The 14,415-nt window shown below is 58.0% G+C and carries 13 protein-coding genes; 2 read left to right on the forward strand and 11 right to left on the reverse strand.

Annotated elements, in window-relative coordinates:
* Positions 1-37 precede the first annotated feature (37 nt).
* Genes Q0239_RS13355 through Q0239_RS13370 form a run of 4 tightly spaced genes read right to left on the reverse strand, consistent with a single transcriptional unit; the run spans position 38 to position 5,613 of the window.
* Complete coding sequence (locus Q0239_RS13355) at positions 38-1,912, reverse strand: hydantoinase B/oxoprolinase family protein (RefSeq protein ID WP_298603671.1); 1,875 nt, start codon at positions 1,910-1,912, stop codon at positions 38-40.
* A 12-nt stretch (positions 1,913-1,924) separates the two neighbouring features.
* A complete protein-coding gene (locus Q0239_RS13360) occupies positions 1,925-3,973 on the reverse strand; it encodes a hydantoinase/oxoprolinase family protein (RefSeq protein ID WP_298603718.1) in 2,049 nt (682 codons plus the stop codon).
* 10 nt (positions 3,974-3,983) lie between these two features.
* On the reverse strand, positions 3,984-4,895 hold the full coding sequence (locus Q0239_RS13365) for a hydroxymethylglutaryl-CoA lyase (RefSeq protein WP_298603673.1): 912 nt from the start codon (positions 4,893-4,895) through the stop codon (positions 3,984-3,986).
* A gap of 43 nt (positions 4,896-4,938) precedes the next feature.
* A complete protein-coding gene (locus Q0239_RS13370; RefSeq protein ID WP_298603675.1) occupies positions 4,939-5,613 on the reverse strand; it encodes a GntR family transcriptional regulator in 675 nt (224 codons plus the stop codon).
* An 88-nt stretch (positions 5,614-5,701) separates the two neighbouring features.
* Between Q0239_RS13370 and Q0239_RS13375 the strand changes: the two genes are divergently transcribed.
* Both Q0239_RS13375 and Q0239_RS13380 read left to right on the forward strand, forming a co-directional pair.
* Positions 5,702-8,185 carry a TonB-dependent receptor gene (locus tag Q0239_RS13375; protein ID WP_367276113.1) on the forward strand — a complete coding sequence of 828 codons (2,484 nt, stop codon included), beginning with the start codon at positions 5,702-5,704 and terminating at the stop codon, positions 8,183-8,185.
* Positions 8,186-8,753: 568 nt separating this feature from the next.
* Positions 8,754-8,945 (forward strand): hypothetical protein, encoded by a 192-nt coding sequence (locus Q0239_RS13380; RefSeq protein WP_298603677.1) that lies wholly within the window; start codon positions 8,754-8,756, stop codon positions 8,943-8,945.
* Between the two features lie 6 nt (positions 8,946-8,951).
* Here Q0239_RS13380 and Q0239_RS13385 read toward each other — a convergent pair whose 3' ends face one another.
* From Q0239_RS13385 to Q0239_RS13415, 7 genes are read right to left on the reverse strand one after another with little or no spacing between them, the layout of a single operon-like run.
* Complete coding sequence (locus tag Q0239_RS13385) at positions 8,952-9,734, reverse strand: sulfite exporter TauE/SafE family protein (RefSeq protein WP_298603679.1); 783 nt, start codon at positions 9,732-9,734, stop codon at positions 8,952-8,954.
* A 4-nt stretch (positions 9,735-9,738) separates the two neighbouring features.
* Positions 9,739-10,656, reverse strand: coding sequence for an MBL fold metallo-hydrolase (locus tag Q0239_RS13390; protein WP_298603681.1), 918 nt, complete (start codon positions 10,654-10,656; stop codon positions 9,739-9,741).
* Positions 10,649-11,002 (reverse strand): carboxymuconolactone decarboxylase family protein, encoded by a 354-nt coding sequence (locus tag Q0239_RS13395; protein ID WP_298603683.1) that lies wholly within the window; start codon positions 11,000-11,002, stop codon positions 10,649-10,651. The genes Q0239_RS13390 and Q0239_RS13395 overlap by 8 nt, the downstream gene beginning before the upstream one ends.
* 40 nt (positions 11,003-11,042) lie before the next feature.
* On the reverse strand, positions 11,043-11,585 hold the full coding sequence (locus tag Q0239_RS13400) for a DUF2202 domain-containing protein (protein ID WP_298603684.1): 543 nt from the start codon (positions 11,583-11,585) through the stop codon (positions 11,043-11,045).
* A gap of 24 nt (positions 11,586-11,609) precedes the next feature.
* Complete coding sequence (locus Q0239_RS13405; RefSeq protein ID WP_298603686.1) at positions 11,610-12,866, reverse strand: TolC family outer membrane protein; 1,257 nt, start codon at positions 12,864-12,866, stop codon at positions 11,610-11,612.
* Complete coding sequence (locus tag Q0239_RS13410) at positions 12,863-13,066, reverse strand: DUF2892 domain-containing protein (RefSeq protein WP_298603688.1); 204 nt, start codon at positions 13,064-13,066, stop codon at positions 12,863-12,865. Before Q0239_RS13410 ends, Q0239_RS13405 begins: the two co-directional genes overlap by 4 nt.
* 15 nt (positions 13,067-13,081) lie before the next feature.
* Positions 13,082-14,362: an FAD-dependent oxidoreductase gene (locus Q0239_RS13415; protein ID WP_298603690.1), complete on the reverse strand. Its 1,281-nt coding sequence runs from the start codon at positions 14,360-14,362 to the stop codon at positions 13,082-13,084.
* Between the last annotated feature and the right edge of the window lie 53 nt (positions 14,363-14,415).

Below are 14,415 nucleotides of genomic sequence, written 5' to 3' on the forward strand. Positions count from 1 at the left end.
TGGCCCATTTCGACAACGCGCAATCCTTTTAAGGCGCTCACTCGGCTGCCTCCAGCATCGGCCAGACAGGCTGGACAGGTGCCTTAAGGCCGGTTTCCGCTTCACAATTGGCGCGCAATGTTTCGATACCAGGGCCATAGTTGAACAACGGCAATGCACCGCGCTCGCTGCGCAATTTGGCGCGCATGGCTTCGGTAGCAGAGCTGTCTACCACGCCTTGTTCGCTGGCCACCACACCATAGGCTTTTGCACCTTCCGAGGTAACGAGCCCTTGCACGATTTCCTTGGCGACCAAGTCCGGATCGCGCTCGAGCGGATCGCCCCAGCCGCCGCCACCCCAGGTGATGAAGTGTAGTTGGTCGCCCTCCTCGACCTGCACTTCCTCCACCTTGTTGCCAATGATCTGCGAAGTGCCATCGGCCTTTTCGAGGATTTTGCGCGCGCGCTTGCCGGGCTCGCCGCCGTTGACACCCCAGGGCGGTACGAACCAGCGATCGTCGTGGATAGAGATCGTGCCCGGGCTGAGGAAGCGATAGGTCATATGGATGCCGTTGCCACCGCGGTGCAGGCCCGCACCGCCGCTATCGGGTTCGGTCTCGTAGCGTTCGATCAACAACGGGAAATAGCGCTCCAGAAATTCATTGGGCACATTGGTGAAGCCTGGCCAGAGCGAATGGCCATCCGGCCCATCGCCCATCGGGCGGCCGGGGATGCCACCGAAACCGATCTGGAAGAGCTGGAACCACTCGCCCTTTTTATCGTGCCCAGAATAGAACAGATGGGGGCTGGAAGAAAAACCGGCCGCATTCAGGAACTCCGGCGTTTTTTGGCCCAATAGCCCGCCTAGAATGTCGAAAATGCGGCCAAGCGCATGGGTGCGACCCGAAAGCGCTGCAGGAAATTTGGGTTTGAGGAGCGAACCTCCGGGGATGCGCACATCGATCAGATCGTAAAAGCCATCGTTGAACAGGATCTGCGGATCGAAGACCATGATCATGTAGATGCCGAAGAACATCTTGAACATGTTTTCATTGAGATAGAAGTTGATCGAGGCTTGGCTCTGCGGATCGGTTCCGGCGAAATCGAGCACGACCTTTTCGCCTTCGCGCCACATCGTGCATTTGATCTTGTACGGGCCAGCGCCCATACCATCGTCGCAAATATAGTCTTCGAAGGCCACCGGCTCTTCACCAATCGCCATGGCAATCAGCGATTTCATTGCACGGTGGTTACGCGCGAGCAATTCCTGCGTCGCCGAGACATAGACGTCATCACCAAAGCGCGCGGCCATTTCGATCACGCGCCGAGCCGCAACCCGGCATGAGGCGATGAGCGCGTTAAGGTCCGCCTGGCACCAGTCCGGCTTGCGCGTCTGGTGCATGACGAGCTTCATCAGATCGTCATTATACTCGCCCTTTTTCCAGATCTTGACCGGCGGGATGCGCACCCCTTCTTCAAAGATCGAATGGGCATTGATCGGCATCGAACCCACCACCTTGCCGCCGATATCGGACTGGTGTCCGAACATTGAAGTATAGGCGATCAGCCGTCCGTCCTTGAACACCGGGAGCAGCACCAGCCAATCATTCGAATGGCTGACCGCACCCGCGCAGGAATAGGGATCGGACAGGAAGATCATGTCGCCATCTTCGAGCGTGCCATCGAAATTATCGAGGAAGCCGCCGATAAAGCTGCCGAACTGGCCGACGATCATCTTGCCGGTGTGATCGGCAATCAGCGGAAAAGCATCGCCCTGTTCGCGGATGCCGGGTGACATCGCCGTGCGGACAAGCGTCGCATCCATTTCGATACGCGCATTGCGCAGCGCGTTTTCGATAATGTCGAGCGTGACAGGATCTATCGCGACCTTGTTGAACGGTGTGGGGTTGGTTTCAATGATTGTGGCGGGCATGCTGTCGCCTCCTCAAGCCAGATTGATCAGGATGTTGCCGACCTTGTCGACGATCGCAACGCATCCGGTTTCGATGAGCGTGGTGGAATCCATTTCGACGACAATGGCCGGGCCCGGGATGATGTCGCCCTGTCGCAGCTTCGACCGGTCGTAGATAACTGCCGCCTGTTCCTTGCCATCCATCCACAGACTATGATCGCGCATCTTGGCAGCGATGGGATTGCCATCGCCCTTGGGCAGTTCGGCGGCAGGCAGATCGAGCGCCTGCCCCAATGCCACCGCACGCAGGTTCACGATTTCATGGGGCGTATCCATGTTGAAGGTGAAGAGCCGCAAATGCTCCTCGTCGAAGCGTTTCAATATGCCGTCAATGCCATCGCGTTCGAGCACCTCGGGCGTAATCGTCAGCGGCACTTCGAACGCCTGCCCGGCATAGCGGACGTCGATTTCAAACTCGCTGCTGATATCCGCATCGGCGATGCCATCGGAACGTAGCTCGGCGCGCGTCTGATCGGCCATTTCCTTAAGGATGCCGATCAGCTCCTGCGCGTCGGTGGTCGTCGCCAGCCGCGAGAAGGAGCGTGCGGTCTCGGTGCGCATCCGCGTGGTCGCATCACCCAAGGCGCAGAGCACACCAGGCGACACGGGCGAGACTGCCGGCCAGCTACCCATCAGCCGTGCGACGGCGTTGACATGAAGCGGCCCGGCGCCGCCAAAGCCCATCAAGGCGAAATGACGCGGGTCGTAACCCTGCTGCACCGAGATCATCCGCAACGCGCCGAACATATTCTCATTGACGATGTCGATGATCCCGCGCGCCGCCGACATCAGGTCGATGCCCAGCGCATCAGCGATGGTCTGCACCGCCTTTTTCGCACCTTCGCGATCGAGCTGGAAGCTGCCGCCCAGCAGGTTTTCCGGCAGATAGCCGAGCACGACATTGGCGTCAGTCACGGTCGGCAATTCGCCGCCCTTGCCATAAGCCACAGGCCCCGGAACCGCGCCTGCCGATTGCGGGCCGACGCGTAACGCACCGGTCAGCTCGGGGACATAAGCGATCGAGCCGCCACCCGCGCCAACCGTTTTCACATCAAGCGAAGACGCGCGAACCGCAAGGTGCCCCACCTCTGTGGTCCGTACCCGGCGCGGCTCCAGATTTTCGATCAGCGCCACGTCGGTCGAGGTGCCGCCGACATCGAGCGTCAGGATATTCTTGATCCCGGCATTCTTGCCAACCCACAGCGCGCCCGTCACTCCGCCCGCCGGACCAGACATCAGGATATTGACCGGATGCTCCTCTGCTTTCTGTGCAGACATCAACCCGCCATCCGAGCGCAGCAGCGAGAGTTTTCCAGCAAAGCCCGAATCCGCCAGCTTGTTCCGCAGGTTGGAGACATATTTGCTCACCACCGGTCGCACCGCCGCATTGGCGACGGTCGTCAGGGTCCGCTCATATTCCTGCATTTCGGGCAGCACTTCGTGGCTGAGCGACACAGGTACATCCTGCATGATTTCTCGCGCCAGTTCGCCGACGCGCTTTTCATGCGCGCCGTTGGTATAGGCATTCATGAAGCTGACGGTGATGGCCTCAACGCCCTGGTCCTTGAGCTGTGTCAGCGCGGCACGCGCTGAGCTCTCATCAAGGGGGCGGACTTCCTGGCCCTGCGCGTTCATCCGTCCGCCGACAGTCACCGTATCTTCCAGAGCCGCGAGCGGTGTCGGCTTGGGCCAGATGATCCAGGCTGCGAGGCCGCCCGGAACATAGGACCGGGCGATCTGCATGATATCGCGATAGCCTTCCGTCACGATTAGGCCGACGCGTGCGCCCTTGCCTTCCAAGACCGCATTGGTGGCAACCGTTGTACCGTGAAGGAAATAGTCGATCTCCGCCGGTTTGACACCCGCATTGGCGCAAATCGCCGTCACGCCGTTCAATATGCCCTCGCTGCTGTCATGCGGCGTGGACGGCGTCTTGTGGCGCCAGAATGCGCCAGTGTCGGCGTTGAACAGCAACAGGTCGGTGAATGTCCCGCCGACATCAACGCCCAAACGATACCCCATCATTATCTCCTCACGCTGCTTTTGGGAAATGCGGTGCTTGCGCGACCATTCCCGGCAGTTTTCGTTCCATCACACCCGAGAGCCAGTTGCTGGCCTCAATCAACCTGTGCAAGTCCATGCCCGTGCGGACGCCAGCCCGTTCGAGCATGTAAACCACATCCTCACTCGGCACATTGCCTGCAGCGCCCGGAGCGAAGGGGCAGCCGCCCAATCCGCCAAGCGACGCATCTACGACCGTTGCTCCAGCCATCACCGCAGCCCAGACATTGGCAAGGCCGGTGTTGCGGGTGTTGTGAAAGTGGACACGGACGGGAAGCGGCTGCACCGCCTGGCGCACACGCTCGACCAGTCGCGCGACATGCGCCGGATTGGCGACACCGATAGTGTCGGCCAGCGCGATTTCGACCGGCCCGGCCTCGGCAATGGCGACCGCCATTTGGATGACACGGTCTTCAGCAACCTCGCCTTCGAACGGGCAACCGAAGGAGGCGGCGATGGTGCACTGGCCGGTGCGCCCTTCTGCCCGGGCGAGTTCAATTACGGCTTTTGCGGCCTCAACCGATTCGTCGCTGGTCTGCCCCTGATTGGCCATAGCGAAAGTGTCGGTTGAAACCGCCACGGCACCCAATTGATCAATCCGCCCGGTGGCAATCGCGCGTTCCGCACCGCGCTGGTTCATGACCAGTCCGATAAAGGTGACGTCGTCGCGCGATGGCAAACCAGCGCAAACCTCCTCCGCATCTGCCATTTGCGGCACACGCTTGGGGTTCACGAAACTGGTGACTTCGATCCGGCGCGCACCGGCATCGATAACTCGGTCAATCAACGCCAATTTGTTGGCGGTTGAGACCAGATTCCTCTCATTCTGGAGCCCGTCGCGCGGACCGACCTCAAGAAATTCAATGTTGCCAGGGATATCCATGATGGGAGCCTGATGCCATATTTGTATACAATTTCAAACAGGATTATGCGGCCTCGTTTACCTGACCTTTTTCGGTTCCGCGCGCATGCGCCTCTGCATAGGCATGAAACGCCCGGCGGATATGCGCCGTCATGACTGCCGCCGCCCATTCCCCGTCGCGACTGTCAAAAGCCATGACCAGTTCCTCATGTTCATGGTGTGAGCGCCTAAGATTTTCGAGGTCATATTGCTGCGCCGTTCGCAAAACAACGGGCTGTTCGGTTACCTGAGCCAACATGCCTGAAAGCCGCTGAGAACCGGAAGCCTCCATGATGATGGCGTGAAAATGGCGGTTATGATCAAGAAACTTGGGAATATCCGGCTGGGCGGCGCTTATGGCCTGCCGGATCGCGTCATTGTGACTGCGCAATCGCGCGAGCTGATCCCACGAAATCCGCTTTGCAGCCCGCCTCGCTGCATAAGCCTCCAGCATGGCACGCAACTGGAAGGCCTCCTCCAGATCGTCGAGCGACCAGTCCGCGACAAAGCTGCGTTGCGATTCATTTCGGCGGATGAAAAGCTCCGCTTCGAGCCGACGAAGCGCGTCTCGCACCGGCGTGCGAGAAACCCCGCAAAGTTCGGCCAACGCCTCTTCGCGTATCTGCGATCCCGGCTGCAATTCGCCGGATAAAATCATGCTGCGGATATGGCTGTAAGCGCGATCCGATGCCCGGGACATAGGTAAAATGCTCCTCTTGACGAACGCTATTTGTATACAATAAGCTGCCTGCAAAGCAATAATAGCTATCACAGGGAGTTTTGGTACCATGCGTTTCACGAAACATGCGCTCCTCGCATCGATTGCAGCCAGCACATTGATCCCCGGCATCGCCTTCGCCCAGGAAGCGGAAGACGGAGCCGAAGCAGAAGAAATCATTGTCACCGCACGTCGTCAGAACGAGCGACTGGTCGAAGTTCCTGCCTCTGTTTCGGTTATCGATGCAGACTCGCTGTCGAAAACTGGTGCTGACAATGCCCAGGGCTTTGCGCAACTCACCCCCGGGGTCACGATCGTCACAGGCACTGCCGAGGCAGGCGACACCCAGATCAACATCCGAGGTATCAACGGTGCGCGCGATGCGGAAAGCTCGGTCGCGCTTGTCGTAGACGGCATCCTGAAGACCAATACCGCCCAGCTCAACCAGACGCAGGGTACGCTGCGCCAGATCGAAATCCTTAAAGGCCCGCAGGGCGCTATTTATGGCCGCAACGCTGCCGCAGGTGCAATTGTCGTTTCGACAGTCAAACCCGGTGACGCGCTCGAAGGGGCGGTGAAGCTCAGCTACGCCAATGAGAAAACAATTGACGGGTCGGCTTACATCGCCGGGCCGCTTGGCGATAGCGTCGGCTTCGTCCTGTCCGGCAACTATCGCACCACCGACGGCTTCTATCGCAACCTTTTCCTCGACCGTAAGGTGGTTGACGATCAGGAAGTCTATTCGATCGATGGTCGCGTGATCGCGCAACTGGGCGATGCGACCAATCTCGACCTTAAGGCCCGCTACTCTAAGCTCTCGGGCGCATCGATCAATTTCAACTCGGTATTCCACATCGAAGCCTTTGGCGGTGCTTTCTTCGAAGATGTCGATGATCACCCGCTTCGCTATTATGGCAATATCCGTCCGACCAATGACCAGCGTTCGATCGATTTCTCGGCAAAACTGGAACATGATTTCGGTTCAACCAAACTGACGGCCTGGGCGCTCTATTCAGATGTCGATCAAAGCCTGACAGCAGACGGCACATCTGCAGACTTCGCGCGCTATATCTCGCCCGCGCTGGGGGCTCCCGCCAATGCAACGAACCTTGCTGTCCAGAACCAGTGCTTTGCAACGACCTCCGCGTTGACCGGGTTTCCTGTGAATGCTCCGGGTTTCATCGGCCAGGTGCCGGTACCCTTCATCTTCGCGCCCGCAACTGGTTCTACATTTGGCGCCTATAGCCCAACCACGTGCGATGGCACCCAGCTGCAGATCCGCAACCAGAAGGATATCAGCGGTGAAATCCGGCTTGCTTCCAACGGGGATGGACCACTGAACTGGCAATTGGGCGTGTATGGCCTGCACATCGACCGCTCGGTCGGCGTCAGCTTGGGCGCAGACCTAGGGCAAGGCGTAAGCCGCGAACTCTACAATGCTCCGGGCAGCAGCAACCCGACGTCACAATTGTTCTACGACAAGTTCAAAACCGATGTGTACGCCGCATTTGGATCGGTCGATTATAAAATGTCGGACCAGTTCAAAGCGGGCGTCGCACTGCGTTACGATGTCGAAGACCGTAGCACGTCCAACCTGGTTCCCAATGTGTTCGATCCGATCACCGGAGCCAAGATCAATCCCGGCCTGCCTGCGACCGGTAGCATTGCCGACAAATCCGCAAGCTTCAAGCAGTTGCAGCCCAAGGTAACGCTCAGCTTTACGCCCAACAGTTCGACCAACATCTATGCCAACTGGGGCATCGGGTTCAAATCGGGCGGTTTCAACAATACCGGCTCATCGGCTCTGGTGAATGCCAATTTCAATGTCCCGGCGATCGGGGCTGGCGTGACGATCAACGACCAGTTCCGCAAGGAAAAATCGAGCGCATTCGAAGCCGGCATCAAGGGATCGCTGTTCGACAATCGCGTGACCTTTGATCTAGCGGGCTATTACACCCGCATCACCGACATGCAGTTCTTCGAATTCTTCGTCGGCTCGTTCGGGCTGCTGCGCGTCGTGTCCAATATCGACAAGGTCGATGTGAAGGGTGTCGAACTCAACACCACGGCAAAAATCGTCGATGGCTGGAAGGTTTTCGGTTCGGTCAACATCACCGACAGCGAGATCAAGGCCAACGCTTCGCGCCCCTATACGGTGGGCAACAAGTCACCTTACACTGCCGACTATACCATCAACCTTGGCACGCAGATTGATGCGCCGTTGAGCAATGCGATGGATCTGGTGCTACGCGCCGACTACCGCATTACTGGGCCGACCTGGTTCCACACGGTACAGAACCAGACGCGTGCGACGATCTTCAGCCAGTTACTGCCGATCTCGGCGCTCGCGCTTCCCGGATTTGTCGGCAATGCGAACTACAGCGTTGCAAAGCGCAACGCCTTTGGCGTGCTCAACCTGCGCTTTGGGCTGGAAGGTGAAAACTGGAACCTTACTGCGTTCGCTGACAATATGCTCGACCGCAAATATATCAACGAAGCGATCCCGCGATCGAATTTGGCGGCTCGTTTATCTCGCCAGGCGCGCGACGTCTGATCGGGGTGGAAGCCGGTTACAAATTCTAGGCGCGCGGCTGACGAAGCCTTTGGTGTTTTGGTTTCTTCCCTGTTCCATCGCTCCACGCACGAGCGACCCATGTTTCCGAATAGTCCAATGCCTCAATCATGGAACAGGCAAGGGCCTGTTGTGGCGTACCTTCAGCAAAGGTTCGGGCAAAATCACCGGCTTGCATGAGTAACCCCAAACTCGCGGTTATATTAGCGATGATCTAGGTCTTGCGATAGCGGATCACGCCGTCTTCCTGGGTGCGCATATAGTCGCTTTCTACTTCTAGCCGCTGCTCCATTGGCCGGGCAATCGTTCGCTCGTCGCGTTTGAACATGCATATGAAACGCAAAGGCAAGATATGGCTTGGCCAAAACGAGAGGCTGCTATTCGGTCGGGGTAACGACAACTGCCTCGCAGCAGGTGTCTAGTTGGTCGATAAAACGACGTTGAACAACATTAATTGCGAAATCATAATTCAACTGTCGAACTGAACTTGACGCAAATCAATGCCTCGCAATCGGTTACCATTATTGTCTCTTAAAAATGGAGACGCTCTATGACCGGTCGTTTGATGTTCGCGTTGTTTTTTGTGATCGCCACAACGATGATGGGGAGTGCCATTGTCGCCGTTCTGACGATGCAGCTTGATACCGGCAAACCGATCATGATCGCAGCCGCCGCGGGATTTGTCGCTGCCTTGCCCGTGACGTGGTTTGTTTCGCGCCAAATCACCAAATTGCGGCAGTAAAGCCAATCAGAGTTCGCCAATGCCGCGGTAGATCATATAGGCGGCAACCACAAAGATCAGCAAGGCGAACAACGTGTTCAGCGCGCCTTTCTTGCTCGACAGGCGCGTCGAGGCAATGGCGCCGAGCCATCCGCCAATGATGCCGCCGCCAATAAAGGCCCCTGCTAACCACCAGTCGACCAACCCCGAAAGGGCATAGTTGAACGAGGTCGACAGGCCAAAGGCAGCGACAGCAACCAAGGACGACCCGACTGCATTGACCATCGGCATATGGGTGGCTGCAATCAGACCAGGAACGATGAGGAACCCCCCGCCAATCCCGAAAAACCCCGAGAACAACCCTGTAGCGCCGCCATAGGCCATCACCTTGGGGGCGTTTTCGCGATGACAACTTGCTCCCGGATCTCCGATGTCATTGCGGTTCTTGAGCATGATCGCACCGACCACCAGCATCAACAGCGCGAACAGCAGCAGAAGCTTCTGCCCGTCGACTGCTTTGCCAATGGTCGAACCGGCAAAGGCTCCTATGGCTCCGGCAAAGGCATACATGCCCCCGCAGCGCCAGATGACATTGCCTTTGCGCGCATGCGGGACCAGATTGGCCAGTGCATTGGCAGCAACGGCCAGCGCGCTGGTGCCGATAGCGACATGGGGATTGGTGACGCCGACCAGATAAACCATCAGCGGCACAGCTAGAATCGAGCCTCCTCCACCGACCAGCCCGAGTACAAAGCCGACCAATGCGCCGGCCCCGCTACCGAGCCAATATTGGAAGGGCTCGAGCATCATCGGCTTACAACGCGTCGACCGGCAGTTTCAGGTAACGGCTGCCATTGGCTTCGGGTTCGGGAAAGTGCCCGCCACGGATATTGACCTGGATCGAAGGCAGGATCAGTTTGGGCATGCCCAGCGTCGCATCGCGGGCTTCACGCATCGCAACAAACTCGTCCTCGCTTATGCCATCATGGACATGGACGTTGCCGCTACGTTGGGCTGCGACAGTGGTTTCCCAAACAAAGACATCACGGCCCGGCGCTTTATAGTCGTGGCACAGAAAGAGCCGCGTCTCGCCAGGAAGCGTCAAGAGCCGTTTGATGGAACGGAACAAGGTACGCGCATCGCCACCCGGAAAGTCAGCACGGGCGGTGCCATAGTCCGGCATGAAGAGCGTGTCGCCGATAAAGGCCGCATCGCCGATGACGAAGGCCATGTCGGCTGGGGTGTGGCCGGGGACATGCAGTGCCAGTGCATCAACGGAACCCAGTTTGAATGTCGCACCATCGCCGAACAACCTTTCGAACTGCGACCCATCCCGCTTGAAGCGATCATCGAGGTTGAAAACACTGCCAAACACGCCCTGTACATGGGTAATCTCTGCCCCGATGGCGAGGGTTCCACCCAGCCGTTCCTGTAAATAGGGCGCGGCAGAGATATGATCCGCATGGGCGTGCGTTTCCAAAATCCATTCGATGTCGAGATTGGCGTTCTTCACATATTCGACCAGCTGATCGGCTGATTTGGTCGACGTCCGGCCAGACGGTGCATCAAAATCAAGCACCGAGTCGATGATGGCAGCCTTGGACGTTACCGGGTCGCTGACGACATGCGTCGCAGTGAAGGTGTCTTCGTCGAAGAAGGTTTTGACGACAACCGGCGCGGATTTGCCGCGCTCAATTATCGCCGCCGCCTGATCGATGATTGCGTCAGCCATTGGCCGCCTCCTTGAACTGGTCATAAGCCTCAACTGCCTGCGCGGCATACATTAGACTGGGGCCAGCGCCCATATACAGCGCCATGCCCATTACTTCCATGATCTCTTCGCGCGTCGCACCATGTTTGACCGCTGCTTGCGCATGGAAAGCAACACAGCCATCGCACCGGATCGCAACCGATATGGCAAGCGCAATCAGTTCCTTGGTCTTGGTGTCGACAGCACCGCCCGCAGTCGCCGCCTGGGCCATCGCCGAAAAAGCTTTGGTCACTTCGGGGCTGCCGAGGCGGACCTGCTTGATCGCGCCCGACAATTCGCTGGCCATGGCGGCCCAATCCTTGTGCATGGGGAGGGTTCCTTTCTGGATAGTCTGCGGCAGCCCGCAATTATTGACCGCGGCCCTGGCCATTCATGCCGTGTCCTGGGCCGCGACCCATCACACCACCCCGGGCGACGCAACGCTCAAAGGCGGGAAGATGGCGATCGCGTGAAGCGGCTTGCAGTTTGGTGAGGGTAGCGCGAACTTGTGCATCCTGAATGGACGGGAGCAATTTATCGTAGAGCGCGATATTTTCCTGCTCAGCGATTATACCTTGCTGGCACGCTTCTAGCAGTGAGGCAGGAGCTTGCTCCTTATCCAGCCAGGGATTGGCTTGAGCATAGCTGATCCCAAGACGGTCCATTTCGGCTTTGACCATGGCGGCATGCCGCCGTTCGGCTTCGATGATGTTGATGAAGGGACGCGCATCCCCAAATTTTCCTATTACAGCCGCGTAGATCGCTTCTGCACGATATTCATCGTCAAGCGCGGCAACCAGCGCCTCCTGATCTGCTTTGGCAACCGCGAGTGAAGGGGAAGCGCATCCGCATATTGCCAATGCTCCAAGCACCGACAGGGTCCCGTTTTGGAGATTTTTGCTAATTGCCACGATAGAAGCCTTTCCGGTTCTGGTTCATTGCGCGCCGACAAGGGCGAGCAGGCGGTAAGCCGAGACTATGCGGTCTGTGCGTGCGGATTCCAGCGCAGCGGAGGCAGCGATCGCCTCGCGTTCCGCATCAAGCAAAGCGAGCTGCGGTTTCATGCCGACGCGTACTTCCTCACGCACGCTGCGCAGTGCCTCGCGCGCCGCGCTTTCCTGCTCTTGCGCTGCGGTTTCAACTAGGGCAGCTGTTCGAACGCCAGAGAAGGCCGCAATAACATGTTCGCGGATCGCATCCCGGGCAGCGCGCAATTGCGCTTCGGCGACACGCAGCCGGGCATCACTTTCGGCAATCTTGCCAGAGACGCGCCCGCCGCTAAAAATCTGCCAACGGGCCCTGACCCCAACCGTTGCGCTGTCGGCCTTATATCCCGGGAAAAACTGGTCGCGCACCATCGCACCTTCTGCAAAAGCGCTGACCATGGGAAGTTGATCGGCTTTTTCGCCCTTCAATCCGGCTTGAGCGGCTTTCACGCCTGCTTCGGCCTGTGCGAGTTGCGGGTTGTCGGCTTCAGCCTGGGCGACAGCATCGTCAAGTGTTGCGGGAAGCAGCGGACTGGCAGGCAGGGGTTGCAAGTCAGCACCCTCGAGTCCAGTCAATGACCGGAACCGCGCACGCGCTGTCACCAATTGCCCTTCGGAGCGCGCCAAACCGGCCTTTGCCTCTGCCGTCCGGGCCTGCGCCTGCGCGACATCGGTTCTGGGGCTTTCACCGACGCTGAACCGAAGGCGCGCTTGCCGCTCAATCTCCTCGGTCTCGTCAACCAACTGCGCATAGTGGCGCACCATTGTCTCGGCAGCGATCACAGACCCATAGGCCCCGGCTACATTGGCGACCAGATTGGCCTCGGTCGCAACGACGCCCGCCTCGGCTGCTGCCATGCCGGCGCGCGCCTGTTCGACCCCGGCCGAAACCTTGCCGCCGGTGAACAATGGCTGCTCAATCACCAACTGGGCAGCGGTAGGCGTTACATTGTCTGCTGTCAGCCCGAAATAACCCTTCGGGTCCAGTCGCCCTGCACCAATAGTGCCTGACAGAGTTGCGCTCGGCCGTCCGCCCGATTTGGCTTGTTGCAGCCGTGCTTTGGCGATGTCGCTTTCGGCCTCGGCAACCTCAACTTCGGGGGCATGCTCTTTTGCTGCAGCTATCGCTTCTTCAAGCGTTGTCGCGTGCAGCGGCATCACCCAGACGAGTGTTGAAAAGCCAAGAATGAGCGCGGGCTTTTTCACTTGAAAGCAACCCCCGGGACGACGCCCATTGCCTTGAAGATTTTCGCAGCGGGGCAGAAACCGGTGAACGCAGCTTGCAGCATATTCAGCCCGGCAAAAGCACTCAGACCAACCCAATAGGGATGGACTGTCAGCGACAGGACGATACCCAGCAGAACCACTATTCCTGCAAAAGCCAATACGGCACGATCAAGTGTCATTGTCAGATCCCTTCGTCACATTTTCAATTTGCGAATGCCCATCACATGAAGCGCGAGCTTTTCGTAAAATGGTTCACTCTCGCCCTTGCGGACCTTGCGCAGGAAATATTTCTCGAAGCCGATTTTGGCGAGATGGACCCATTTGCCGCTCGCCGACCAGTTGAGGTTGCGCGGCGGAATTTGCGGTTGCGCAACGAAGGCTACTCCGCCATCGCCAAAGTCAGCAAGGCAGACCGCGTTCCAAGTCGCTTCGTGCGTAGGTTCCTTACCATCAAGTATTTCGACAAAGTTTTCGGCAATGGCCGTTACCATCGATTCGATCATGAAGCCGGTCTTCGGCACGCCGACCGGGACCGGTGTCGGCCCTGTCGGAGGAATGGCCACACAGACCCCCAATGCGAAAATTTCTGGGAATTTCGGGTTACGTTGGTGCTTGTCGACCAGGATGAATCCGCGCGGATTGGTCAACCCTTCAATGTCGCGCACCGCCGGGACACCGCGGAAGGCAGGCAACAGCATCGAATAGCCAAAGGGTAGATCATGCTTGGACTTGACCGAGCCATCGTCCGCCACTTCCTCGACATGCGCCATGCCTGCTTCAAAGCTGGTAACGCGGGCGTTGGTAATCCATTTTATGTGGCGGTTGCGTAGCTCGCTTTCGAGAAGCGTCTTGGTATCACCGACCCCATCAAGCCCCAGATGGCCGATATAGGGTTCGGCCGTGACAAAGGTCATCGGAACCTTGTCGCGGATTTTGCGACGCTTGAGTTCGGTATCGAGGATCAAGGCAAATTCGTAGGCCGGACCATAGCAGGACGCGCCTTGCGCAGCACCGACAACGATCGGGCCCGGATTCTTGCAGAATTCTTCAAAGGCATCTGCGGCTTCGGAAGCATGGCTGGTATGACATACTGAAACGGTATGACCGCCATTTGGGCCAAAGCCTTCAATTTCGTCAAATGCGAGATCGGGGCCGGTTGCAATTACAAGATAGTCGTAATTGACTGACTCGCCATTGTTAAGATCAACCCGTTTTTCTGCTGGATGAATGCGCTTGGCACCCGCAGAAGTGAAGCCGATTCTCTTTTTGGCAAAGATCGGTGGCAGGTGGACCTGTATGGCCTCCGGCTCGCGCCAACGAACCGCGACCCAAGGGTTTGAGGGGACGAAAGAATAAGTGTCCGAGTCGGAAATCATCAGGATTTCCGCACGATTGCCGACCGCGCCATTGATTTCGTAGGCCGCGATTGTTCCGCCGAGTCCGGCGCCTATTACCACTATCCTGGGGGTCGTCATGATCGTCTCCTGCCATCATTCTGATTTTCGTATATTGACTAAATATGATAATT

This window comes from uncultured Sphingorhabdus sp. (assembly GCF_937872355.1).
In the GTDB taxonomy this organism is placed as follows: Bacteria; Pseudomonadota; Alphaproteobacteria; order Sphingomonadales; family Sphingomonadaceae; genus Sphingorhabdus_B.